Origin of the sequence: Candidatus Nitrospira nitrificans (assembly GCF_001458775.1) — a bacterium.
GTDB lineage: Bacteria > Nitrospirota > Nitrospiria > Nitrospirales > Nitrospiraceae > Nitrospira_D > Nitrospira_D nitrificans.
The window spans coordinates 12,974-36,195 of record NZ_CZPZ01000004.1; the positions used below are offsets into that span (position 1 = coordinate 12,974).

Consider the following 23,222-nt stretch of genomic DNA (forward strand, 5'->3'; position numbering starts at 1 on the left):
ACAGTCTGGGTGCGAGCATACCTTCGTCTCGGAGTGCCATCGGCTTTTGCGCCTCAGAAGTCGGCTTCACACAGGTCTGACTCGAAGAAGGGAGAACGCGATGCGGTCTCGATCACGAGGGAAGATGCGGATCTCAATGGTCCTCTGTGCTCTTTTCACGCTCACATTGGGGGCCTGCGCCCATCTTGATCCTCCGAGACAAGCCACATCGGAGCAGGCTGCCGAGCGAGAAAAGGAGAGCGCCACTCCCAATATCATTCAAGCGCGCACAGGAAGCAGCCCCGAGCAATGCACCGTGACGTTCGACGATCCATCCGCCTTGGCACAAATTCGTCTGTTTGCCAGGGACAGTTTCGCATGGACAACCGGCAGATCGTCTTCCGGAGAACTGGAATTTTGCGATCCCTCCCGTCATAGCGATTGTTGGACCTATCGGCAACGATGCACGACGCATGACGTCAATGTGGATCCTGTCATCTGGGGACATTTCCACTTGAGTTTTGAAACAGGCGGAATATGTATTATTTTTGATCCAGGAGACGCCCTTGGCCCCGCGTTCGGGAGACGGATCGATGGGAGATGTACCAGCATACCGTGGGTCTTCGAACAGAGAGTCCTTCATTCACATCTGTCGGATCACTGGATCAAAATCTGGGTCGGGAACGCCGCCTCACATACACCCAGGTATTTTGACATGGAGTCGGTTTGGGTGCTGCCGGACCGATCGATTCAACTCTGGTTCCGGAAACGCGATGGAACCTGGTGGTTCTGGCCTGAGCTCGGCGCAGGAACCATCTGGAATACCCGTGATTGGATCCGTGATGTGTCGGAGGTCAGGATAAGCGGGGCCAGGTCAGGCGCAGCCCCCTACGGAATCGGCGCGTTTGGAATCCGAGATTAGCGCTGAGAAACGCGTCATACTCCAGACGGCTCGTAACGGCTGATCGAGGCCGCTCGTCCTCAGGAGGTTTCTCTCTCAAGAGGGCTTCCTTCCTTTACACTGGCGCTCTTCATTCAATTGGCGGGCCAATGCCGTGGCCAGCCAGGCCCACACCCCCATCACGGGAACCAATACCCAAGCAATGTGAGTGGGCGTGGCGCCCAGAGCCTTCACCGCCGTTACGAGCCAGGCTGTCGATGCGTCACCACCACGCGAAATGGCCGTATCGATGAAGTTCTTGGCCTTATATTTTTCTTCGCGACTGACGACCGTGAACAGAACCTCCCGCGCCGGTTTGGACAGGGCGTACTCCCCCACCCTCCGCAATACGGAAAAGACGACATAGACCGCGAGACTCGGCCAGAAGGCGATCCCCAGAAACCCCACCAGGCTGATCGCCGGCAGAAACAGCAACGCCGTCACCAGACCAAACCGGCTGACGAGTCTTCTGGTGATGAACACCTGCGTGAGCCAGGTCAAGAGGTTGGTCGTGAAGTCCAGCGCAGAAAAGAGCCGCGTGCGGGCCTCCGGTTGATCGAAATATTCCGCGACCAAGCGCGTCTGCTCAAAATAGAGAACCGTGGCGGTCATCGTCAGGATCGCCAGATAGCCGCAGATCCCGAGCAAGTAGGGCGACGAGAAGGTCAGACGGACTCCCGCGAAAAAGCCGCCGCGGAGCGGTTCCCCCTGCTGTGGCCGATGGTCGGCAGTCCGCGTCCGCCCCCATCGCTCCAATCGATAGACGCATCCGATGCAGGCCATCAGAAAACCGCTCGATGCCAACATCAGTACCGGAACCGGGAAGATAAACGTGAGGCCCGTGGTGAAGAGCGGGCCGAGCAACGCTCCACTGCTGCCTCCCGCGGCGATCACACCGAACAGCCGCGCGCCCTGCTCCGGCGTAAACAGATCCGCCATGAAACTCCAGAAGACCGACACAATGAAGAGATTCATCACCGACAACCAGACAAAAAAACTGCGGGCCACCCACTCCGGGTACAGATGACTCGTCATCAACACATAAAAGGCCCAGAGATTCGCGATGAAGAACGCATAGACGGTCAGCAGCAGCCGGTAGCGCGAGCATCGCGCCGAGAGCCACCCGAACAACGGCGTGGCGGCGAGCATGGTGAGGAATGTCGCGGTCATCATCCAAGGGAGATGTTGCAATCCTCCTTCGATGGCCATTTCGTCACGCACGGGACGGAGAATGGAGTACCCGCACAAGAGACAGAAAAAATAGACGAAGGCCCACGCCAACGGGACCAATTCCTCCGGCTTCGCGCCGAGGGAGTGCGCCCATCGAGTCCGTGCTGTTTGATCCGGCCCGCCCATGCGCCCGCAGTGTAGCAGGTGTGCGTACGCCTGCAAGCGCAGATCTGTTAGAATGAGCGGGCCGTACGGAATTCTTGGGAGATGGGAAAGATGATCGATCTTCGGAGCGACACGGTGACCAAGCCGACGGAGGAGATGCGGAAAGCCATGGCGCGCGCCGAAGTCGGCGATGACGTGTATGGCGAAGACCCGACCGTCAATCGCCTTCAAGACATGACGGCGGCCATGCTCGGCAAGCGGTTTGCGCTCTTCGTCCCCTCCGGCACCATGGCCAATCAACTGGCAATCCGGGCCCAGACGCAACCGGGGCAAGAAGTTATCGTCGAGAGCAAGAGCCATGTCGTTCGCTATGAACAGGGCGCGGCCGGGGCACTGGCCGGCGTGCAACTCCATTGGGTGACCGGTGAGCGAGGAATCATGACGGCCGAGCAGGTGGAGGCCGCCATCAGACCGACCGATGCGCACAGCATCACGACGGCGCTGATTTGCATCGAGAACACCCACAATGCCGGAGGCGGCACGATTTATCCGCTTTCCACGATCGAAAAAATCAGAGCCCTGGCCGTGAGACATGGAATCCCCATGCACCTCGACGGGGCCAGACTCTTCAATGCCGTGGTCGCCACCACCCTGCCACCGACGGTGTACGCCCAACACTTCGAAACCGTCTCCCTCTGTCTCTCAAAGGGACTGGGAGCCCCGGTGGGATCGCTGCTGATCTCCAACGACCAACGACTCATGGATCGCGCGCGCCGCTTTCGCCGAATGTATGGAGGAGCGATGCGTCAAGCGGGCATCCTGGCCGCCGCCGGCATCTATGCATTGGAACGGCAGGTCGCTCGGCTCAAGACCGACCATGAGCATGCCAAAAAACTGGCTCGCCAGCTCCAACACATTTCCGCAATCCTGATTGCGCCCCAGCACGTCGAAACGAATATCGTCGTCTTCGACATCGTCGACGCGCACCGTTCTCCGGCCGAGCTGGTGGCCGCGTTCAAAGAGCAAGGCGTGCTTATCAACGCTCTTGGAGGACAGAGCTATCGGGCGGTCACCCATCTGCATATCACGGAGAAGCAGATCGACGAAGCCGTGGCCGTCTTTGCCAACGTCCTCAAACGTTGACACCATATTCCTCCATCCATAGAATGCCGAAGCGACCAGGTCTTTCGCCGGGCGCGGCGCATGAGGTGAAAGACCACCGAGAACGAGAGGCAGACCCTTCGCCAGTCGATTCAGAGGGTTTGCATACACGATTCATTGCTATGGAACTAGAATACGTCATGGACACACACAGCACCACCGACACTCCCACGCGTGAAGAACTCAACGCCGAACTGCTTGAAGTCCCGGAACCTCCGGAGCAGCCGGAATCGCCGCCTCCTCCCGGATTTGAAGCCAATGTGGAAGTCGCACTCCGGCACGTCAAAGGCCGAAGAGGCGGTGACCTCGTCGGCATCCTGCTCGTCGGATCGGGAGCTCGGAAGGCCCTGACACTCCACAGCGATATCGATGTGATCGCCCTCGTCAAAGGAGAGGCCGACAGTCACGAAATCCTCCGTGTCGGCGACCGTCTGGCGGATATTCGCTACCATGGCTACCACGCCGTCGAGGAGGATCTCGCGTACTCGCTCCGGCTCCCCTCCCTACTTCGAAAAGCTAGAATCCTTTACGATCATGACGGCCTCTGCGCGAAACTGCTCGAGAAGGTCCACCACCGCTTTCGCCAAGGTCCTCCGCCGGCTTCGATCAACGAACAGATTCGCCTGAAGGCGGAGTGCTATCATTTGCTTGGAAAAACACAGGACCTCGTGGATAAACCTGGAACAGCCCACTACTTATTGACGCTATTTTACGAGGACTGCATCTCGGCGTTCTTTCGGTTGAGAGGGTTTTGGCTGGTCGCCCCGGTGGATATTCATCGGTTCATGTTTTCGCGCGACCCGGCGCTCGCCGATCTGGCCGGGCAATTCCTGACCGCGACCACGCTCACCGATCGGCTCAACTTTGGCCGGCAATTTGCCGATCTCCTCTTTAAGGATGTCCCGAATCCTGCTCGCATCGACTGACCGGAGCAGCGCATCATCCGGCTGCCTCCGCGTCGAAAACGTGTTTCATGTGCGCCGTGAGAGGAACCACATCTGCCTGTAGATCGATCGACGGACGCACATCGGCTGTGACCGGCGACAAACCAAGGAGCTCTCTTATGGAACTGGGATTCATCGGACTCGGCAAGATGGGGATGAACATGGTAACGCGTCTCCGTCGCGACCAGCACCGTGTCGTGGTCTATGATCGCTCGAATGACTTGATCAAACAGGCTGAGAACCAGGGCTGCATCGGGTCTTCATCCCTTGCCGATCTTGTCGGTAAGCTCAGCGCTCCGCGTGCCGTCTGGGTGATGGTGCCTTCCGGAGCCCCGACCGAAGAAACCATCCAGACTGTGGCTGCATTGTTGCGCCCCGACGACACCATCGTGGACGGTGGAAACACCAAGTTTCACGACGATGTGAGGCGGGCCGCCGAGTTGAAGAAAAAAGGCATCCACTATGTCGATGCGGGAACCAGCGGAGGGATCTGGGGGCTGAAAGTCGGTTATTGTCTCATGGTCGGCGGAGAAGACACAGCCGTCAAACGGCTTGAACCGGTGTTCAAGACCCTGGCGCCGGAAAACGGCTGGGCCCACGTCGGCGCGGCCGGTGCCGGGCACTATGTGAAGATGGTGCACAACGGCATCGAGTACAGCATGATGCAAGGCTACGCCGAAGGGTTTGAGCTGATGTCGAAAAGCGAATACAAGCTGGACTTGGCGCGCGTGGCCGATCTCTGGATGCACGGGAGTGTCGTCCGGTCCTGGTTGTTGGAACTGGCCGCAAGCGCGCTCAAGGACGATCAAAAGCTGGAAAAACTGAAGGGGTACGTGCAAGATTCCGGCGAAGGTCGATGGATGATCGCCGATGCCATCGAGAAGGACGTGCCGGTCCCCACCCTCACGACGGCGCTTTTTACGCGGTTTCGCTCACGACAGGAAGAATCGTTTGCCGAAAAGATGCTGGCGGCCCTGCGAAACGCGTTTGGTGGCCACTCGGTCCGGCGGTAACTGCCGGCATCATGAACACGCTGTTGTAATTACTTCGATGCCGGCGGACTTTTTCAACATCCTGCGGAGGAGACCCTGATGGCCCCAACAAGTCCGCGAATCGATATCCACCCCGCGCAGGAACCGCTGGCTCCGGTGGAGCCCTGTACGCTGATTATTTTCGGTGGATCAGGCGACTTGGCTCGCCGTCGACTGATTCCCGCAGTCTACAACCTCCTCCTCGACGGGTTACTCCCGTCGAACTACGTCGTGATCGGCTTGGGCCGAACCCCCATGAGCGATGAAGAGTTCCGAACCAGCGTCCGCGATGGCGTCGTCAAACATTCCCGCCAGGCCCTCATCGAAGATACGTGGAACGCCTTTTCCCAACACCTGTTTTACTTGGCGGGAGGGAACGACGACGCGCAGACCTATGCGCAACTAAAAGAACGGGCCGAGGAACTCGAGCGGAAGTTCCAACTGCCGGGAAATCGCATTTTCTATCTCAGCATCCCCCCCAGCTCCTTCACCGACGTCTGCGAAGGGCTGTCCCGTTCCGGACTGGCGGGAACTCCTGGGACTCGCGCGCCTTATACGCGTATCATCGTCGAAAAACCGGTTGGGCGCGATCTCACCTCGGCCCAGGCCATCAACGAGGTCACCGGTCGTGTCTTCGACGAATCGCAAATCTTCAGGATCGATCATTATCTCGGGAAAGAGACCGTTCAGAATCTCATGGTCGTGCGCTTCGCCAACAGCATTTTTGAGCCGATCTGGAATCATAAATATGTCGACCACGTCCAGATCACGGTCAGCGAAGCGGAAGGCGTCGGCACGCGAGCAACTTACTATGAAGAAGCCGGCGCACTTCGTGACATGATCCAGAACCATTTGCTTCAATTGCTCTGCCTGGTCGCCATGGAGCCGCCCTACTCGCTCGACCCGGACGTGGTGCGAAACGCCAAAATGGAAGTTCTTCGATGCTTGAGACCCATCACGGCAAAAGATGTGGAAAAGTTTACAGTCCGAGCCCAATACACGGAAGGGACAGCCCATGGCACGCCGGTTCCCGGCTATCGTCGAGAAAAAGGCGTGAAGCCCAACTCCACCACTGAGACGTATGTGGCAGTGAAATGTTTTGTCGAGAATTGGCGATGGTCCGGAGTTCCGTTCTATTTGCGCACGGGGAAAGCCTTGCCGCTGCGGGCCAGCGAAGTCGCCGTCCAATTCAAAGAGATTCCACAGATCCTCTTCAATGCCGGCGGGCAAAGTCCTCAAGCGCCGAACGTGTTGGCGTTAAAGATTCAACCGGAAGAGGGGCTTTCACTCCGCATCATCTCGCGGGTACCGGGGACCCGTGCCCAGACCCATCCGGTTGAAATGGACTTCCACTACGGGGAAGTGTTCGGTCGACCCTCTCCGGAGGCCTACGAACGTCTCTTGCTCGACGTCATGGCGGGCGATGCGTCCCGCTTCATGCGGCGCGATGCCGTGGAAGCATCCTGGGCCTGGATCACCCAGATTCTCGAAGCCTGGGACAAGTCGGGGCAACGGTGGCTCCCGGAATACCAAGCCGGCACATGGGGCCCGGTGGAAGCGGATCGGTTAATCCAAAACGACGGCCGCGCCTGGCGGGTATTAGATTGATTTGCGCGAAGACCGATCACCGATCAAACGTAACCTGTATTTGTTTCGCAATCTCCTCCCGCGTTCCCAGCCCTCCGATAAATTTCACAAATTCGCCATTGCGATACAATGCCAGCGCAGGGAGCGACGAAACTTCCAGTTCGGCGGGAATTTGAAAATTTTCGTCGACATTCATTGTCAGAATAAGTACCCGCCCGCACGATTCCTGCCGCAACTGTTCCAATTCGTTCATTAAAGCTCGACAATGGCCGCAGCCCGGCTTCCAGAATTCCACCAAGACAGGGACAGCGCTTGCCTCGATTACCCGGTCGAAGTCTCGATCAGTGACGGCTTGGAGCAAGGAACTCATGAGTGTCTGTCGCGTACCAACAGCGGTTTCAGGATGTGTGCAACTTGCTGGGCAAACACCCGATACCCGGCGGTGGTCAGATGGATCCCGTCGTTCGAATAGTTCGCCGCCAGTTGACCGCTCTCCGGATCCGCAGTGACTACGAAAAGATCGACATAAGCCAGGCCTTTGGAACCAGCGTAATCTTGGATACGCTGGTTCAATCGGTTTCGCCGAACCAGATGCTCGGCAACCCACTCCTGCCCCTCTCTGCTGTCCGAAGCATCTTCCACTCGAATCGAAGGCACCGTCACAGGAATCGGAACCCCACCCATCGCCAAGGTCTGTTCGTACATCGTGATCAGATTGCCCATGATTTCAGACGGTGACTTATTCCATCCCAAATCGTTCGTGCCGCCCAGAATCGGGACATACCTCGGTCGATGATCGAGCACATCGCGCCGGAATCGCATGACCATTTCGCCTGTCAGCTCACCGCAGATCCCGGAGATACGAACCTGCGCCGCATCGCCCACATAGGACTGAAGGAACTGGCCGTACGGAGTCTCCCGCCCGGTCTGGTTGTCCCTTGTCGGCGCTTGAAAGCCTGCCGTCAGACTATCGCCGAAACAGATCACAAGAGGAGGTCCACTCATAGTGCGGTTTGCATTCTAACGATGCCTCCTATGACACACAAGCCATTGAATCACGCACGTATCCGAAACGGAAAGGGCTGTCAAGAACGGCGATTTTCTTGACGAAGCTGCGACCTACCGGTAGGTCTTACCTATGACAACGGACCTCAAAACGGCTCAAGACATGATGGCCGCAGCAGTCGCCACACGCACGGCTGAAGACCCAGAGATGGTCTCCGTCAAACGTGTATTAAAACTGCTGGACAAGACGGCCAAATCGAATCGGACGTACGGCTCAACGAATCCCGTTGCCCAGAAATTTACGCAGCAATTATTCCAAGAATTAACCGATCACCTCACTGCTTATTCAAGACTGACGTTGCTGGTTCAACGATCCGAATTGCTGTGCAGGGACACGGTCGTCTACCAGGCAGAGCGGGATGGAGGAAGCGAGAGTCTCGCCTTCAAACTATACGCCGATGGCATCCGAGAGCTCGTCCTGCACGAAGGTCTTACGCAAGAGGATCTGTCCCTTTTCCTCGCCTCCCTATGGAGCAACGGCGACTCAGTCGAGGACGACGATGATATCGTCACACGCCTATGGTCTCGGAATCTGTCGACGATCACCATCGCCACGGCCGAAGAACTCTCAAAGTCGTCGGTAGCGAACGACGGCGTGAACCACCCTGACAGTAGCATGAGTTCGTCCGATTCAACGCTCAGAGAGTTGCTGGATCGGGAGCGAGAACGAAAAAAGCGCATCAAAGAAGGTACCCACGCTGAGAGCGGCAGTTCCGGAAACGCCAAAAACCGTTTCCAGTCCGGACTTACAGGCTATGAAGTCACGGAAGAGGAGCTGGCCCTCCTCGCGCAAGAGATCGAGGGAGAGCGAAAACAAGACAGCCTCATGTACATCCTGGACATGTTGACCGCAATCCTGGCCTCAGAGAAGTCTCCCGCGTTGCTGACGAAACTTTTCAGCCTGTGGGGCACCGTCGTGGAATCCCTTCTCCGCGAGGGCAAATGGACGGTATTGGAGAACGTCTTAAGTCTCCTCCACGAAACGGATGCCGTGCGGCCGGATCTTGGCGAGGAGCACAAACAACAGTTGGCCTCGCTCCTCGACGGACTCGGCCGCACGGAACGAGTGAAGATGATAGAGGGTTACCTCAACCAGCACCCGGACGCCGAGGTGAAAGGGCTCTCTACCATCTTCCTGCTAATGAAGCCGGATGCCGTCCCCGCACTCTGTTCGCTTCTCGCGAACAGCACGTCACCGGTCCATCAAGCCATTGTGTCGGAAGCCCTCGTCACCCTCGCGAAAGACCATCCCGATCCCTTGTTGCGAGGGTTATCGGATCGGAGGCCTGGGTATGTTCGCAATCTGCTTTCGATTCTCATCAAGTGGAACAATCCCAAGTTCGCCGATGCAGTTGAACGATTGACCCGCTATCCCGACGCGCAGGTGCGTCGGGAAGTCGTTCGTGCCCTCGGCCTGTTCCGCCCTAACGGCAATGGCTCAAAACTCGTCTCCCTTTCGACCGACGAGGACGATGGGGTTCGCTTTGCCGCGCTGAAGCTGCTCATGTCCGGCCAATACACCATTCCCTTTTCCCAATGGTCCCCGCTTCTGTCGGAAGAAGGGTTTATGGATCGCCCGATCAATGAGCGACGAGCCGTCTTCCAGGCTGTCCGCGCCACGTGCGGCGACGAAGCGGTTCCCTATTGGCAAGGCCTGATGACCGAATGGACCTGGATGAATCGGAAGAAAAAAGAAGAGCTGGCGGTACTGGGAGCAGAAATGCTCGGGAAACTTGCCACCCCTGCCGCCAGCGCCGCGCTCTCCCTTGGGGCCAAGAAGGGAAATGCTGCGGTTCGTCAGGCCTGTGCCGCGGCATTGTCACAAGCTCAACGGCTCCAACGCAGCCTCCCCGCAACCGGTTCCATACACTAGGAAACATGATCGTGAAAGAAGGCCAGTCACAGTCTCTGGGAAACCCGCCCACCCACGATCAGAGCCAGCCGCTCCTGACACACGAAAAGTCGTTGTCACGGAAGATCGGCCAAGGGTCGGAAGCCGGAGATATCCTCGACCAACAGTTGGTGATGCTGGGATTCCAGCTCATTACACAGTTGAATACGCTGATTAAGACCTCAAAAATTCATGGCCGAGCCAACGCCGCGCTCGACAAGCCCGTCGAAACGATGTTGACACTCATTGAAACCCTCGCCCACGACCGACCGGTCACGTTGTGGGTGCAGGACGATTTCCTCTTCCTCGGCGAGAACCATCTGAAAGTGACGGCGCAACAAATGCTCGTCGTCTCAAGCATCCTCGACGCCTTGAAAAAGTGGAAGATCGGCGGCCTGACGTTTGCCTCTTCGGTCTCCTCCAAGGACCTTCGAGAGTTTGCCCACCTCTTCGTCACTCTCGACCCCGCCACGAAATCGATCGAGGACTTCCGACGGGAATTGAGCAACCTGGCCGTGGCCGGCATCGAACTGAACGACCCTCGATTGCTCAACCTCAAAGAAGATCTTCCGGAAAACAGAAATTCGAAAACCCACCACAAAGCGCGCTCAAAAACCGCGTATGGGAAAGCCGCCGATGCCGTCGGCAATCTAACTCAGTCCTCCCGCGACGGCAAAGCTCTGAACTTCAAGCAGGCCAAACGCGCCATTCAAAATATCGTCGACTTGATGATGCAGGACGAGTCGATCATGCTGGGCCTCACCACGCTTCGCTGCCATGATCAATATACCCATAACCATTCCGTCAACGTCTCGCTGCTCTCCATCGCGCTCGCAAACAGAGCCGGGTATCCGAAAGTCGAGCTGGCCGATCTCGGCTTGGCTGCGCTGTTTCATGACATGGGGAAGTCGACCATTCCACTGGAAGTCTTGAATAAACCGGGTGAGTTTACGGAAGACGAGTGGACGATGATGCGCAATCACCCCACGGAAGGCGTTTTGAGTCTCACGCAGTTACGTGGCATCACCAACCTTCCGGCGCGCATGGCGGCGGCATCCTTCGAACACCACATGAACCTGGACTATTCCGGCTATCCCAAATTAAAGACACCGTGGAAATTGTCTCTGACGGGACGCATTCTCACGATCGCCGATTGTTACGATGCCATGACATCGTCTCGCGTGTACCGCCGAGAACCGATGTCGCCCTCGAAAGTACTCACTATGATGCTGGCGAAATCAGGGAAAAGTTTCGACGCGACCTTGCTGAAACTGTTCGTCAATTGCGTGGGAATCATTCCGATCGGAAGCCTGGTCGTTCTCGATTCCGATGAATTCGCCGTCGTACTCAAGCCTGCCGCCGACACGACCGAGAGCGAACGGCCGGTCGTGAAAGTCATCACCGATGCAGAGGGGACTCCCATCGAGCACGGTCCCGAGTTGGATTTGACTGAAAAGGACGACACCGGCGAGTACCGCCACAGCATCATTCGATTGGTTGACAATACGGAGCATAAATTCGATACGAGCCGTTACTTCGTCTAGCCGCCATGCACCGCGCCCCTCTCGCCCCCACACGTCCTGTTCCTCGCTTGACAGTCTGAAATCCGATCTTCGACAATGCGCACATGGGGGGACATGTCGTCATCGAACGATTGGAATTTCGCGGCCGCTGCGGTGTGACGCCCGAGGAACGCGCTCGCCCGCAACCCCTCGCTCTCGACTTGGAATTAGACTATCGACTGGAAGCAGCAGGGTTGTCCGACGACCTTGTTCATACGATCGACTACGCAAAAGTGGCCGAGCGAGTCGTCGACATCGGAACCGTACAGGAGTCTCAGCTGCTGGAAACGCTGGCGGAACGACTCATGGCCGCCCTGTTTGATGAATTCCCGATCAATCGCATCAAGCTGTGGTTGCGAAAGCTGCATCCTCCGATTTCCAACGTGACCCGTTCCGTGGGGATTCGCATTGAGCGCACAAGGCTCACACAGCACATCCTCCGAACAGATCCCCCACCGGCCCGGTTTCTCGTCCGGCAACTTCACCGGCTTCCCAAAGGCAGGGTCCTCGATGTGGCTTCCGGCAGCGGGCGTCACGCGCTGTTCCTCGCCTCGCTTGGCTACCAGGTCGACGCCGTCGACCGCGACGAACAGGCCCTCGCACGCCTTTCGTCCGGCGCCCGAGCACGACACCTCACCGGCATCAGTTCGCGAGTGTTCGATCTGGAGCCGCCGACGCAGAATCCGCCACTAGGGCATGAAACATACGACGCCATTCTCATCTTCTTTTACCTGCACCGCCCCCTCTTCCCCTCTCTCGTTGACGCGCTTAAGCCCGGCGGGGTTTTGCTGTATGAAACTTTTACCCTTGACAACCATATCCGGCACCACCATCCAAAGCGTCGAGAATTTTGTCTTGCACAGGGTGAACTCGTACGCCTTCTCCCAGACCTCCGCATTCTCCATTATGATGAAGGACTCCATGAAGGAGTGAACGGAGCAGAGTCCGTCTACACAGCCCAACTTGCGGCGCTGAAACCCCTAACTGTAGGACCGACGACATGAGCCGCCTGGACCTTCATCTGCATACCACCCATTCCGACGGAAGTTGCACGCCCACTGAGGTGGTCCATATGGCGCATCAAGCAGGGGTGACGGCCTTGGCGATCACCGATCATGACATCATGACGGGCGTCACCGAGGCCATTGAGGTCGGACAACAGTGTGGAATCGAGATCATACCCGGCGTGGAAATCAGCTCGCTTGCCGGCAACTCCGAATTGCACATTCTCGGATATTTTCTTGACCGGCAAGACTCCGACTTACTTGTTCGCCTGAAGACGCTGCGAGACGCTCGTCACCGCCGGAACCCTCAGATCATTGAACGATTGCAGGCTCTCGGAGTCGAGATTACGTACGACGAAGTCCGCGCACTCGCGAACACGGACTCGATCGGCAGGCCGCACATCGCCCGTGTCTTGATGGACAAACACGTCGTCGCCTCCGCGAAAGAGGCCTTTGATCGGTTTCTTGCCGATGGAAAACCGGCCTACGTTCCTCGGGAGCTCCCGAGCCCTGCAGAAGCCATTCGCTGGATCAAAGCCGCTCGCGGACTGGCCGTCCTGGCTCACCCGACGTGGGTCAAGGTCGCAGATCGGTCGCTGGTCGATTTGGTTCGACAACTCAAAGCGGACGGGCTCGACGGTGTAGAGGTGTACTATAGCACTCATGCTGCGCGACAAACTCGAGAATACCTCAACCTGGCTCAGCAACTCGGTCTCTTGGTGACCGGCGGAAGCGATTTTCATGGTCTCACAAAACCTGATATCGAAGTCGGCATCGGGAAGGGCACGCTGCACATCCCGCCCTTGCTGCTGCCTAAGATGAAAGAAGCCGTTGGGCGACTCTAGCGCAATATCCGCTCGTGGATTTCCTCCGATCCATTGACTCTCCTTCGGTATCCGCTAGACTCTGACTATCTTCAGATCTCATCACCATGGTCAACGCGTCACGCTGGACCCTTCAATATGCGCTGGTCGCGCTGGTTGCCCTCTTTGCCGGTCCCGTACTGCGCAAACTACCGGCGGCCGAGTCGTTTCCCCTCTCGCTGTTCGGCTTGACCGGCTCCCAAACCATTTACTTCATCGTTGAAGGAATAGGGGTGGTCGCTCTCTGCATTCTTTCGCTCCGCGCATTTCTCCAGATGCCGGATAACGGACGAGGTTTCTCATTTTTGCGACAACTGGTCCTTCCGGTCACGACCCTGTTTATGGTGATTGTGACGGATAAGATCCTCCGGATCACCGGGCTTTCGCTTCTCGACTCCGTGGATCCCACACACTATGCCCTGGCGTACGCTGCGGCATTGACGCTGAGTGGGATCTGGATCACGGCTGCCTGGCTTCTGCATCGTGACGCCCTTCGCCGCTTTTTCGTGAAGCCTGTGCCATCGACTCGACGTCAAGCACCTGGACCATCGGCGGAGGATACCGCCGAGCTCGATTCGGAACATGCCGGTCGTGAAGCTGAGACCGCGGCGTCCATCCACACCACGCAAAACGGTCCACCCGGCACGCTCGGTCGGTATAAGGTGTTAAAGGAGTTGGGGCGTGGTTCGATGGGAGTGGTGTATCTGGGAAAAGATCCGACGATCCAGCGATTCGTGGCGATCAAGACCATGCGGCTGGACGAGATCGACGACCACGATAAACTGCAGGAAGTGAAGGCTCGGTTCTTTCTTGAAGCGGAATCCACCGGGCGATTGTCTCACCCCAATATCGTCACCATCTTCGATGCCGGGGAGGAAGACGACCTCGGCTACATCGCCATGGAGATGCTTCAGGGTACCACGCTCAAGCAGTGGTCGCGGAAACCGCATCTCCTGCCGCTCGAAAAACTGATTCCGATACTGGCGACCGTCGCCGACGCGATGGACTATGCCCATCAGCAGGGGGTGGTGCATCGCGACATCAAACCGGCGAACATCATGCTGACCACCGACGAGGCCGTCAAGATCATGGACTTCGGCATCGCCAAAATGGCGACGTCGTCGAAAACGCAGACGAACATTGTGCTGGGAACTCCCACCTACATGTCCCCTGAGCAGATTTCCGGGAAAAAGGTGGATGGGCGATCGGACATTTTTTCGCTCGGCGTCGTCATGTTCGAACTCCTGACCGGTCGGCCTCCCTTTATTGCGGACAACGTCTCAGCCTTACTGTTTGCCATCGCTCACACGCCGCATCTCAGCGTGAAAGCCATCAGACCGGATCTCTCTCCCATCGTAAAGAAAGTCCTGGATCAAGCGTTGCAAAAGGATCCGGCCCTTCGCTATCGCCGCGCCGGCGAGTTCGCCATGGCACTCCGGTCCTGTCTTGAAGGGTTGGCTGCATAAATACGGGGTGTTCCTTCTCTCGACTCTTCGCGAGTGTTCAGCTCGAACGACTCCTCTCCATCGTTGTCTCTGAATCGTCTCAGGTTGCCGGCGGGACACAACACAACGGCCATGAAGGAACGATGCCCGGTATGCCGATCTTCAGTTTCGTAAGTGGAGACGCCCTTTAGGTAAGCTTTGGTAGCAGCTTTCTGAAAGCTCCTGCTCATGCTCTTGCAAACATCGCAGGAGACGGCCGTCGCCTGGCTGCACGGTTAGACAGACCCGCTTCACATCTTCGACACAGGCAAGCCCATACCCTTCGGCTTCCGTCCAACGTACCAGCCGTTGCCGTACGATCTGTTGACAGGGAGGGTCCAATCGTTTCATGCGCTGCACGACACAATGTCGCCGGTCTTCTCCTGAAAGCGAATCGGGACAGTACTGCTGGACCTCGGCCTCACACTTCATTTCCGCGATTTGCCTGGCACGGCTGTCGCGCGGAACGGATACGCCACCGTGAGTGGCCGCCGACTCCGATTTTCCCGCTCCTGCCGGACGGTCAGCCGGCTGCCTGGTCACGCCTGGAATCGTGAGATCGAGCTCAGGGACGCGCTGCGTAGCAGCAAGCGAGGAAGTCGATTGTGCCGAGAGGAGCTCTTCCTTCGATGGGAGGTTCGCCCAGATGACGGTCCAAACTAAGACCAACCCCGCCACCGAGATGGAGTTCGTGATCACATTCCCGAATCGTTCTTCGGCGCCGGCGGCCTTCATCACGGTGAGGATAAAATAACGCTGCGGAAAAATCATCGAAACAGAAGTTTTTCGCAGGGCCTGTGCGGTCCGCCGAACCAACCGGCTTGAAGAACACGGAAAGAGCAAAAGGCAGGAGCGAGGGAAACTAGTTGTCCGGAGTCTCCACGATATGGTTTTCGAACCTGGTGCAACCTTCCGCCAAGAGCCGATTGGTCAACATCTCTCCCGGCCATTCGATCGGCAGATCGGCGGTAAACACCCAGACATCAGGGGAGGTCCAGACCGGACCATGCTCTTCCGGGAGCTCCGGATCGAACAGATCGGTCCATACCGGCATATAGACCCCATTCCCGCATTGCGTATGAAGATGGACGATGGTGCGGGACCTGACAAGCGGATCCAGCTCTCGCCACACTGCAGCCGTCTCATCGGCAAGGTGATGCAGCCTCACCGCGTTCTGCGCGTCAAACATCGCATACGCCGCATAAACCGGCGCCTCGATGGTATCGGGCGCGCACGCCAGTTCGGGACATTGCTTCACCAGCCCTTCGAGAATCTCACGGCGCTGTTCATCTTCCCACGCATCGGGCAACCCTGGGTCCGGAGCGCCGATCAGCTCAAACAGAAGAAATGCCGTATTTTCGACGGGAGGAAGCAACCGCGCCGCCACGGACTGGACGCGTCTGGAATCGGTGACCGTCACAAGGTGGTCATGGAACATTTGCAGGTTCAACATCTCCAAGGTGGCATCGGTCAAAAGGCGCGACTCCACGCGAACAACCGTTCCCGCGGGGAGCTGAAGAGACTTATGCAAGAGATCGGCCGTGGCGATCGGATCAATCTTCAGTTTGAGCGGCGCGGTTAAGTTCGCCTGCAGAGGAAGCTCCAGCGCCGCCATCGTGCCGTAGGCCGGCTTTTCGTCGTCTGGTCCGTCCAACAACAACGTGCAGCTGGCCTCGGCGACCAGATCAAAGAGCCATTCGGCCATTTCTTCGTCAAGCGCCGCCAGCACGGTCAGTAGATCATGCTCGCGTCCTTGCTCAAGAAACGCCTGCAAGGTATCGATCGCATCATCGGTGTCGCCATGATCGTGGCGACGGGCATTGATGAGATGAATGAGATCCCGGGTGAGTGGATCAGGGCGAGACCAGCCTAACATCATGGCTCCCTACTGTACGAGCCCACGGCCATGGCTCGACGGCTCAAAACGCATGTTGCCAAACTTTTCCTTCCCATGCAAGCCTCCGGACGATTACCCCTACCTCGCATAGACATGACGACGCTCATCCCTATTCACCGATAATCTTCACAAGTACCCGCTTACGACGACGTCCGTCGAACTCGCCGTAAAAAATTTGTTCCCAATGGCCGAAATCAAGCTTGCCCCCGGTGAGCGCGACGACGACTTCACGCCCCATTACTTGGCGTTTCAGATGAGCATCGCCGTTGTCTTCGCCTGTGTCATTGTGCCGATAGACCGCGTCGTGAGGAGCAAGCCGTTCCAGGAAATCGTCGTAGTCCCTTAACAAACCCGACTCATCGTCATTGATGTACACACTGGCGGTAATGTGCATCGCGTTCACCAGCACGAGGCCTTCCCGTATTCCGCTCTTCCGTACCACTGCCTCGATATGGGGCGTGATATTGATATAGGCCCGTCTGGTCTGTGTTTCAAACCAGAGTTCTTCGCGGTAGGACTTCATGACCGTTGCCACAGTATTGTGCCTGCCGCCTCGACAGACATGCAAGAGGCCTGAACGATTCTCTTCTCTTGCATGTTCCACTGCGTGCCCGAAGACATGGCATCGGCCGGGCCCTGCGCTCACGTCTTAATCCCATGTATGATCCTGGTGAGTGTACATCCGTACCAGAATAGACGCTGCTGAATATTGGTACAAAATTGACAGCCTATGGGCTTGGTGATAAGTATTTTTCTAGATTGTACGATGCTGTTCCGCTGGAGGGAGGTGCTTGATGTTTGCTATCGCTGGGGGCCCGTCGTTGGCCGGCAGTCCTCTGACGTGGAGCCTGTTGTTTGCTCGTCAGCCGGAACCGGACTTGGAATTCACGGAAGAGGAGTTGGAACAGACCACCACGATTCGATCACCTTCGCCTCCAAACCCGCCTAAAAAGTCGAGCGGGCGCCCGCTTCTGTGGGTACTTCTGTTGGTATTGATCGGCGGCGGCGCCTATGTCGCGATGGAGCCGGAGATGATCATGGACTATGTGGGGCCGCTTCTCGGCGAATCGCCGGCCCCACCACCTCAACCGCCTGTCGCCCGCAGACCGGCGCCGCCGAAACCTGCGCCGGCCGCTCAGCCTCAAGCCCCTGTTTCGACTCCACCCGCTGAAACGCCGGTCGAAGCACCGCAGGCCGCAGCGCCGCCGACGGCTCCCGTTCCCGAACCTCCGGCCATCCAGCCGATGCCGACGACCCCCGCTCCGATACAAGCCTTGCCGTCACCCGCACCGGTTGCGCCTATCACCGCGACACCGACTCCGCTGTTCAGCGAAGGGCAACGGGTCAGTGTACTTGCAAATCCCACGAATCCCGGCGGGAAAGTGGTCCTGACTCAGGATGCCGAACGGACAAGGCCGGGACCGGCCATTCCGCCGGGAACCGCGCTCACGATTCTTGACGGCGACCTGCAGGGAAATGACTGGGTCTATTCCGTCCGTAGTGATTTCGGCACAAAAGGTTGGCTGATGGAAAAGCAGCTTAAATTGAAGCCCTGATCGCCTGTTCGCACGAGACCCTCCACGCACAGAGGGCGGCGATCACATCGCCGCCCTCTGTGCTATAATGCCGCCCGTTCGCGCCTCCATCATGGTAGGTGAGACATCACGAGCCACGGGAATCCATGCACGCCGTGATCTTCGACTTCGACGGTGTCATCGCCGACACCGAGCCGCTGCACTTTGAAAGTCTGCGCCGAACCTTGGCAGACATCGAGATCAATTTGACCGAACAAGACTATTATGCGGACTATCTCGGCTTCGACGATCGCGGATGCATTCTGGAGGCACTCCGAATCAATCGCCGACCGACCTCTCCCTCGCTTCTCCAAGAGTTGATGGCGAAAAAGGCCGCCGCCTATATGACCTCGATCCAAGATCACCTCGTGATTTTCCCAGGCGTCAGAGAGTTTGTCGAAGCTGCCGCGGCCACCTACCCCATTGCCATCGCCTCGGGCGCCTTGCGCGCTGAGATCGAGTTGGTGCTGGAACAAATCGGAATCCGAAAAGCGTTCGGCCACATTACCAGCGCGGAGGATGTTGCGCAGGGCAAACCGAATCCTGAACCGTTCCTGCAGGCCCTGACCGGATTGAACCGTCATCAGTCCGCTGCAGCCATTTTCCCGCATTCATGCCTGGTCATCGAAGATTCCCTCCCCGGCATCCGGGCCGCGAAAGCGGCGGGAATGAAGGTCTTGGCGGTGACCAATACGCACACGGCACAAGACCTTCATGAGGCCGATGCCATCAGCTCCGGTTTGAGCGAGACACGCCTCCAGGATGTGCGTGCCCGCTTATGGCCGACATAAAACAATGCGAATCTGCTCACTCATCCCTGGGGCGACAGAAGTCATCGCCGCGCTCGATCTGGCCGACCGATTGGTCGGCATCAGCCACGAATGCGACTTTCCTGCCTCGGTTCGACGGATTCCCGTCATGATCGAACCCCTGGTTGGAAAGGACGGAGGATCCGGCGGAGAAATCGACCGGCAGGTCAAAGAACTGGTGGCGTCAGGACAGCGACTCTATCGACTCGATGAAGACGCCTTGCGCCGAGCCCGTCCGGACCTTATCCTAACGCAAGACCTCTGTCACGTCTGCTCAGTCACGCCGGACCAGCTCACACGCGTGATCGAGTCGCTTCAACATCGACCCGACGTGCTCACGCTCAGCCCGACCACCTTGGACGACATGCTCCATGATATTGAGCGCATCGCCGATGCGGCGGGTGTACGCGCGAAGGGACAGGCGCTCACCCAGGAACTCCGGCGTCGAGTGGACCACGTACGCGCACAAACCAGTAGGATGCCCGAGCGCCCGCGCGTGGCGTGTCTTGAATGGCTGGATCCTCTCTATGTCGCAGGCCACTGGGTTCCGGAAATGGTTGCGCTCGCCGGGGGTCTCGATGTCCTCGGATCTCGGGAGACTCCCTCGCATGAAACCACATGGCGCGCCGTGGAAGCCGCTCGACCCGACGTCGTCCTCATAATGCCTTGCGGGTACTCCGTCGAACGTACGGTCAACGAGCTCAGGCGCGTCGGACAAACCGGTGACGCATGGCGGCGGGCTTGCGAACAGTGGCCGGATCTGTACGTCGTCGATGCAACCTCCTTCTTCAGCCGCCCAGGCCCTCGGCTCGTCGACGGCGTGGAACTGCTCGCGGCCATCCTCCACCCGACGCCTGACCATCCGCTTGACCCGGCCCACGCGATCAAACTTGAGACCTCGACGCTGATCGGGAGTTGCGCATCATGATGGCCGCTGAAGCACAAGCCTATTGCACGGCCTACACAAAGAAGAGCGGCAGCAATTTTTACTATTCGTTCCTCTTCCTTCCCAAAGCCAAACGCGATGCCATGTACACGGTCTATGCCTTCTGCAAAGCCGTCGACAGCGCCGTCGACGAACCGGCTGCCGGGAGCAACCCCAAAGATGAGCTGAAGCGCTGGCGCGAGGAACTGGACGCGGTGTATTCCGGCATCCCGACCATTCCCATCATGGTGAGCCTCGCCTACCACGTGAAAATCTTGGGCATTCCGAAAGCGTACTTCGAAGAGTTGATCAAAGGCGTCGAAATGGATCTGTTCAACAATCGGTATGGGACGTTCGATGAATTGTCGCTCTATTGCTATCGCGTCGCCTCGGTGGTGGGCCTCATCTGTTTGCATATCTTCGGTGTCACATCGGCGCGCGCGCAGGATTATGCGGTGGCGCTCGGCATGGCCTTCCAACTGACGAATATCCTTCGCGATGTCGGAACGGATGCCGCCGAACGCCGGATCTATCTGCCGTTGGATGACTTGCAGAAGTGGAACTATCCCGAGAAATCCATGCTTAATCGGAGCTATTCAGCTGAGTTTCGAGCGTTGATGGAATATGAGGCGTCACGAGCGCACCACTATTACAAGAGAGCCGATGCGGCACTCCAGGGACTCTCGCCTCAAGAGCGTCGCGCGCTGACGGTGGCGGAAATCATGCGCGGCATCTACAGTCGGATCCTGGAACGGATCGAACGGTCCGACTATCAGGTCTTCGGACCACGTATCACCCTCACCACAACCCAACGGGTCGTGATTGCCTTAGGTATTTGGCTCCGCTCCCGATTCTCGTGACCGCTCCACCTCCACAGTCCGTTCTCGTTCTCGGCGCCGGCCTGGCCGGCCTGACCACTGCGTACCATCTTCATCAGCGGGGCTACGAGATCACCTTGCTCGATCATCCCGACTGGCGCGATGGATTCCGAACTGACGCATCCCAACCGGCCCCGATCGTTCTCGGATGCCACCAGGAGACGAGGCGGATCCTTCGCGCGCTCGATCGGGAAGGATCTTCGGAAGCCGACCGGCCGATTCCACTGGAATTTCAGCTGCCAGACGGGCGCATCGCTCCCTATCAGTCCGCTCGCCTCCCAGGAGCGTTTCAGTGGATGATGAGCCTTTTCAGCTTCCACGGCCTTTCCTGGCAGGACCGGTGGAGACTCTTCTCCCATGTCGAGCAAATTTGGGAACAAGCTCAAACTCTCCCGGCAGATTTAGAGAGTCGGACGGCGGATGAATGGCTGACGGCGGCCGGACAAAGTCCGGACGCCAGAGAACGGATTTGGGATCCGCTCGCGCAATGGTTGGCGGGCAACGCACTGACACGTCTCTCCGCCGCAACGTTCGTTCATCTGCTGTCAACCGTGTTTCTTCGTGACGCATCGGCCGCGCGGCTCACACACCTGGCCGGCTCCGTCGACCATCGGTTTATCGCGCCCATGAAACAGGCGCTCCAGCAGAGGCATGCGCGGATCGTCTCCTTGACCCATCGACCGATCCTTCGGTTTGGACAGACCGGCGTGAGCGAAGTTCGGCTTCACGACGATACGAGACTGCGGGCCGACCGGTACATCATCGCGCTGTCCTATCGGAACCTCCTGCAGCTGATGCCGGAACGGTTGCTGACACGCTACGCCTACTTCGCCCAGATCACCGAGCTGAAAAGTCTGAGCGAAGTCGTGATTCGATTGACCTGCCCCACGACGAAACCACGATCTCGCCTCCTCCTCCTCTCAGGCCGACCGTTCCACCAGCTCACCGGCACATCGATCGAGTCGGGCGAGAGTGACTATCGGCTGTCCGCCGTCGGAAACGCCCTCGCTGAGTTGAACGACGATCAGTTGATCGAGACGGCACAGACCGCGATGTGCGAGCTGTTTTCAGGAACGGCCAGGGAGGATGTGATCGCCCGATCAGTCGTTCGTGAAAACCATGCTGCTCTGTCGCTTGCGCCGGGCGCTGCGCAATTGCGGCCGCTTCAACAAAGTCCCATCGAGAATTTACTCGTGACCGGGGCATGGACCGACACCGGATGGCCTGCCAATCTCGAGAGCGCACTCGTCAGCGCCCATCGCTGTGCGGAGCTCGTCTCGGCCCACCCCGCTTGACCTTGTCATGGTTGGATGGTACGAGCATGACATGGCATCGTGGGCCAAAATCGTTGTGCTTGCGCTTCCGCTGATCGTGGGAAGCTGTGCGCAGAGTCCCTACGAACGTGGAGGCCACCCCCCGGGATTCAACCGATCTGATATGGAGCGGGACTATATGGAATGTGAGTATAAAGCGAGGTTAGCGAATGAGCAGCACTTCTACGGCTCCAGTTCTCCGTTTCCGTTCGGTTCCGGACCCCAGAGCCCTGCCGATCATGCCCGGGCTTTGCATGGCCTTTCGACGATCAACAGTATGCGAGATACCTGTCTCGCGGCAAAAGGCTACCACCTTAATTAGGTTCGGCGCGCAGATAGCACAAATCCTCAAACCGCTCGCCGCCCCGATACTTGGCGATGACCATCCACTCCCGTCGAGCATCGGTCAAGCCGATATAAGCAACACCATCAAGCCGAAACGGTTGAATCGTAAAGACGGCGCTCAACGCAGGAGACGTCGATGCCTTGTCCATGGGAAGAGATGTCAGGGGATATGTTCCGCCGGTCCGTTCGAACTTGTCTTGCGTGGCCAACAGGGGGCGCATGTCTTGCCAACTCAGTTGGTCGAGGACCTGACTATCGGCGGGGAATACATAGAAGCTATCACTTGGCACACCCTTCATGCAAAACGTGGTCTTCACCACTAAGTCATCGCGCCCATCGTTGTTCAGATCTATATTCGCCTTATCGAGACTCGAACAGCGCCTGATCTTAGGTCCCTCTCCCTTCAACTCCACCGCCGTCCACTCCACAGTCTTTGATAGCTCGGAGGGGGCATTCAGCCGTTCTCCGAGCAACGTCACCATTTTTTCACACAACGGCCTATCGCTGTACGCCGCCAGTTCCACTGATGCCGCAGATACCAATGCCGGAATCATCACGACCGCCAGACCTCCAAGACTCATGACCTTCATATCCACGCCTCCTCCGACACCTCATTATCTCGATTGACATCCCGG

22 protein-coding genes are annotated in these 23,222 nt (G+C 57.9%); 15 read left to right on the forward strand and 7 right to left on the reverse strand.

All coding sequences use genetic code 11. The annotated features are described in order from the left end of the window. The first annotated feature begins 100 nt into the window (after positions 1-100). Entirely contained in the window at positions 101-901 is an 801-nt protein-coding gene (locus COMA2_RS03740) for a hypothetical protein (protein ID WP_090894792.1), read from the forward strand. Between the two features lie 75 nt (positions 902-976). Here COMA2_RS03740 and COMA2_RS03745 read toward each other — a convergent pair whose 3' ends face one another. Next, the gene (locus COMA2_RS03745; protein ID WP_090894794.1) at positions 977-2,275 is read right to left on the reverse strand and encodes an NTP/NDP exchange transporter; all 1,299 of its coding nucleotides are present in this window, start codon (positions 2,273-2,275) and stop codon (positions 977-979) included. A gap of 90 nt (positions 2,276-2,365) precedes the next feature. On the opposite strand from COMA2_RS03745, the gene ltaE reads away from it, so the two are divergent. The 4 genes from ltaE to zwf all read left to right on the forward strand — a co-directional run bounded on the left by ltaE (position 2,366) and on the right by zwf (position 6,998). Beyond that, a complete protein-coding gene (ltaE, locus tag COMA2_RS03750) occupies positions 2,366-3,397 on the forward strand; it encodes a low-specificity L-threonine aldolase (protein WP_090894978.1) in 1,032 nt (343 codons plus the stop codon). A 158-nt stretch (positions 3,398-3,555) separates the two neighbouring features. Continuing rightward, positions 3,556-4,341 (forward strand): hypothetical protein, encoded by a 786-nt coding sequence (locus COMA2_RS03755; RefSeq protein WP_139077023.1) that lies wholly within the window; start codon positions 3,556-3,558, stop codon positions 4,339-4,341. A 137-nt stretch (positions 4,342-4,478) separates the two neighbouring features. Then, entirely contained in the window at positions 4,479-5,372 is an 894-nt protein-coding gene (gene gnd, locus COMA2_RS03760; RefSeq protein ID WP_090894798.1) for a phosphogluconate dehydrogenase (NAD(+)-dependent, decarboxylating), read from the forward strand. A 78-nt stretch (positions 5,373-5,450) separates the two neighbouring features. Next, positions 5,451-6,998, forward strand: a complete 1,548-nt coding sequence (gene zwf, locus COMA2_RS03765) for a glucose-6-phosphate dehydrogenase (protein WP_175304373.1) — start codon at positions 5,451-5,453, stop codon at positions 6,996-6,998. A 16-nt stretch (positions 6,999-7,014) separates the two neighbouring features. Here zwf and COMA2_RS03770 read toward each other — a convergent pair whose 3' ends face one another. Continuing rightward, positions 7,015-7,347, reverse strand: a complete 333-nt coding sequence (locus COMA2_RS03770; protein ID WP_090894800.1) for a thioredoxin family protein — start codon at positions 7,345-7,347, stop codon at positions 7,015-7,017. After that, positions 7,344-7,982 carry a GDSL-type esterase/lipase family protein gene (locus COMA2_RS03775; protein WP_090894802.1) on the reverse strand — a complete coding sequence of 213 codons (639 nt, stop codon included), beginning with the start codon at positions 7,980-7,982 and terminating at the stop codon, positions 7,344-7,346. The genes COMA2_RS03770 and COMA2_RS03775 overlap by 4 nt, the downstream gene beginning before the upstream one ends. A gap of 133 nt (positions 7,983-8,115) precedes the next feature. On the opposite strand from COMA2_RS03775, the gene COMA2_RS03780 reads away from it, so the two are divergent. From COMA2_RS03780 to COMA2_RS03800, 5 genes are all read left to right on the forward strand, one after another. Beyond that, the gene (locus COMA2_RS03780; RefSeq protein WP_090894803.1) at positions 8,116-9,915 is read left to right on the forward strand and encodes a HEAT repeat domain-containing protein; all 1,800 of its coding nucleotides are present in this window, start codon (positions 8,116-8,118) and stop codon (positions 9,913-9,915) included. Positions 9,916-9,920: 5 nt separating this feature from the next. Continuing rightward, the gene (locus tag COMA2_RS03785) at positions 9,921-11,477 is read left to right on the forward strand and encodes an HD-GYP domain-containing protein (RefSeq protein WP_175304374.1); all 1,557 of its coding nucleotides are present in this window, start codon (positions 9,921-9,923) and stop codon (positions 11,475-11,477) included. Between the two features lie 83 nt (positions 11,478-11,560). After that, the gene (gene folB, locus COMA2_RS03790; protein ID WP_090894806.1) at positions 11,561-12,499 is read left to right on the forward strand and encodes a dihydroneopterin aldolase; all 939 of its coding nucleotides are present in this window, start codon (positions 11,561-11,563) and stop codon (positions 12,497-12,499) included. Continuing rightward, positions 12,496-13,344: a PHP domain-containing protein gene (locus COMA2_RS03795; RefSeq protein ID WP_090894808.1), complete on the forward strand. Its 849-nt coding sequence runs from the start codon at positions 12,496-12,498 to the stop codon at positions 13,342-13,344. Before folB ends, COMA2_RS03795 begins: the two co-directional genes overlap by 4 nt. An 86-nt stretch (positions 13,345-13,430) precedes the next feature. Continuing rightward, a complete protein-coding gene (locus COMA2_RS03800; RefSeq protein ID WP_090894810.1) occupies positions 13,431-14,828 on the forward strand; it encodes a serine/threonine-protein kinase in 1,398 nt (465 codons plus the stop codon). A 141-nt stretch (positions 14,829-14,969) separates the two neighbouring features. Here COMA2_RS03800 and COMA2_RS03805 read toward each other — a convergent pair whose 3' ends face one another. The 3 genes from COMA2_RS03805 to COMA2_RS03815 all read right to left on the reverse strand — a co-directional run bounded on the left by COMA2_RS03805 (position 14,970) and on the right by COMA2_RS03815 (position 17,266). Then, positions 14,970-15,617 (reverse strand): cysteine rich repeat-containing protein, encoded by a 648-nt coding sequence (locus COMA2_RS03805; protein ID WP_090894811.1) that lies wholly within the window; start codon positions 15,615-15,617, stop codon positions 14,970-14,972. 91 nt (positions 15,618-15,708) lie between these two features. Then, positions 15,709-16,725, reverse strand: coding sequence for a hypothetical protein (locus COMA2_RS03810; RefSeq protein ID WP_139077027.1), 1,017 nt, complete (start codon positions 16,723-16,725; stop codon positions 15,709-15,711). A 127-nt stretch (positions 16,726-16,852) separates the two neighbouring features. Further along, a complete protein-coding gene (locus COMA2_RS03815; protein WP_090894815.1) occupies positions 16,853-17,266 on the reverse strand; it encodes a secondary thiamine-phosphate synthase enzyme YjbQ in 414 nt (137 codons plus the stop codon). 271 nt (positions 17,267-17,537) lie between these two features. Between COMA2_RS03815 and COMA2_RS03820 the strand changes: the two genes are divergently transcribed. The 5 genes from COMA2_RS03820 (at position 17,538) to COMA2_RS03840 (ending at position 22,224) form a co-directional block, all read left to right on the forward strand. After that, positions 17,538-18,299: an SH3 domain-containing protein gene (locus COMA2_RS03820; protein ID WP_090894817.1), complete on the forward strand. Its 762-nt coding sequence runs from the start codon at positions 17,538-17,540 to the stop codon at positions 18,297-18,299. 125 nt (positions 18,300-18,424) lie between these two features. Further along, positions 18,425-19,108 carry an HAD family hydrolase gene (locus tag COMA2_RS03825; RefSeq protein WP_090894818.1) on the forward strand — a complete coding sequence of 228 codons (684 nt, stop codon included), beginning with the start codon at positions 18,425-18,427 and terminating at the stop codon, positions 19,106-19,108. A 4-nt stretch (positions 19,109-19,112) separates the two neighbouring features. Next, positions 19,113-20,054 carry a cobalamin-binding protein gene (locus COMA2_RS03830; RefSeq protein WP_090894820.1) on the forward strand — a complete coding sequence of 314 codons (942 nt, stop codon included), beginning with the start codon at positions 19,113-19,115 and terminating at the stop codon, positions 20,052-20,054. Beyond that, positions 20,051-20,911: a presqualene diphosphate synthase HpnD gene (gene hpnD, locus COMA2_RS03835; protein ID WP_090894822.1), complete on the forward strand. Its 861-nt coding sequence runs from the start codon at positions 20,051-20,053 to the stop codon at positions 20,909-20,911. Before COMA2_RS03830 ends, hpnD begins: the two co-directional genes overlap by 4 nt. Next, the gene (locus COMA2_RS03840; RefSeq protein WP_217490611.1) at positions 20,908-22,224 is read left to right on the forward strand and encodes a hydroxysqualene dehydroxylase; all 1,317 of its coding nucleotides are present in this window, start codon (positions 20,908-20,910) and stop codon (positions 22,222-22,224) included. Before hpnD ends, COMA2_RS03840 begins: the two co-directional genes overlap by 4 nt. 332 nt (positions 22,225-22,556) lie before the next feature. On the opposite strand, the gene COMA2_RS03850 is transcribed toward COMA2_RS03840, so the two are convergent. After that, positions 22,557-23,177, reverse strand: a complete 621-nt coding sequence (locus COMA2_RS03850; protein ID WP_090894828.1) for a hypothetical protein — start codon at positions 23,175-23,177, stop codon at positions 22,557-22,559. Positions 23,178-23,222: the final 45 nt, after the last annotated feature.

What these genes read in the sequence shown, in the direction of transcription:
- COMA2_RS03740 (WP_090894792.1), top strand. Translation starts at nt 101, where the DNA reads ATGCGGTCTCGATCACGAGGGAAGATGCGGATCTCAATGGTCCTCTGT.
- COMA2_RS03745 (WP_090894794.1), bottom strand. Translation starts at nt 2,275, where the DNA reads ATGGGCGGGCCGGATCAAACAGCACGGACTCGATGGGCGCACTCCCTC.
- ltaE (WP_090894978.1), top strand. Translation starts at nt 2,366, where the DNA reads ATGATCGATCTTCGGAGCGACACGGTGACCAAGCCGACGGAGGAGATG.
- COMA2_RS03755 (WP_139077023.1), top strand. Translation starts at nt 3,556, where the DNA reads ATGGACACACACAGCACCACCGACACTCCCACGCGTGAAGAACTCAAC.
- gnd (WP_090894798.1), top strand. Translation starts at nt 4,479, where the DNA reads ATGGAACTGGGATTCATCGGACTCGGCAAGATGGGGATGAACATGGTA.
- zwf (WP_175304373.1), top strand. Translation starts at nt 5,451, where the DNA reads ATGGCCCCAACAAGTCCGCGAATCGATATCCACCCCGCGCAGGAACCG.
- COMA2_RS03770 (WP_090894800.1), bottom strand. Translation starts at nt 7,347, where the DNA reads ATGAGTTCCTTGCTCCAAGCCGTCACTGATCGAGACTTCGACCGGGTA.
- COMA2_RS03775 (WP_090894802.1), bottom strand. Translation starts at nt 7,982, where the DNA reads ATGAGTGGACCTCCTCTTGTGATCTGTTTCGGCGATAGTCTGACGGCA.
- COMA2_RS03780 (WP_090894803.1), top strand. Translation starts at nt 8,116, where the DNA reads ATGACAACGGACCTCAAAACGGCTCAAGACATGATGGCCGCAGCAGTC.
- COMA2_RS03785 (WP_175304374.1), top strand. Translation starts at nt 9,921, where the DNA reads ATGATCGTGAAAGAAGGCCAGTCACAGTCTCTGGGAAACCCGCCCACC.
- folB (WP_090894806.1), top strand. Translation starts at nt 11,561, where the DNA reads ATGGGGGGACATGTCGTCATCGAACGATTGGAATTTCGCGGCCGCTGC.
- COMA2_RS03795 (WP_090894808.1), top strand. Translation starts at nt 12,496, where the DNA reads ATGAGCCGCCTGGACCTTCATCTGCATACCACCCATTCCGACGGAAGT.
- COMA2_RS03800 (WP_090894810.1), top strand. Translation starts at nt 13,431, where the DNA reads ATGGTCAACGCGTCACGCTGGACCCTTCAATATGCGCTGGTCGCGCTG.
- COMA2_RS03805 (WP_090894811.1), bottom strand. Translation starts at nt 15,617, where the DNA reads ATGATTTTTCCGCAGCGTTATTTTATCCTCACCGTGATGAAGGCCGCC.
- COMA2_RS03810 (WP_139077027.1), bottom strand. Translation starts at nt 16,725, where the DNA reads ATGATGTTAGGCTGGTCTCGCCCTGATCCACTCACCCGGGATCTCATT.
- COMA2_RS03815 (WP_090894815.1), bottom strand. Translation starts at nt 17,266, where the DNA reads ATGAAGTCCTACCGCGAAGAACTCTGGTTTGAAACACAGACCAGACGG.
- COMA2_RS03820 (WP_090894817.1), top strand. Translation starts at nt 17,538, where the DNA reads ATGTTTGCTATCGCTGGGGGCCCGTCGTTGGCCGGCAGTCCTCTGACG.
- COMA2_RS03825 (WP_090894818.1), top strand. Translation starts at nt 18,425, where the DNA reads ATGCACGCCGTGATCTTCGACTTCGACGGTGTCATCGCCGACACCGAG.
- COMA2_RS03830 (WP_090894820.1), top strand. Translation starts at nt 19,113, where the DNA reads ATGCGAATCTGCTCACTCATCCCTGGGGCGACAGAAGTCATCGCCGCG.
- hpnD (WP_090894822.1), top strand. Translation starts at nt 20,051, where the DNA reads ATGATGGCCGCTGAAGCACAAGCCTATTGCACGGCCTACACAAAGAAG.
- COMA2_RS03850 (WP_090894828.1), bottom strand. Translation starts at nt 23,177, where the DNA reads ATGAAGGTCATGAGTCTTGGAGGTCTGGCGGTCGTGATGATTCCGGCA.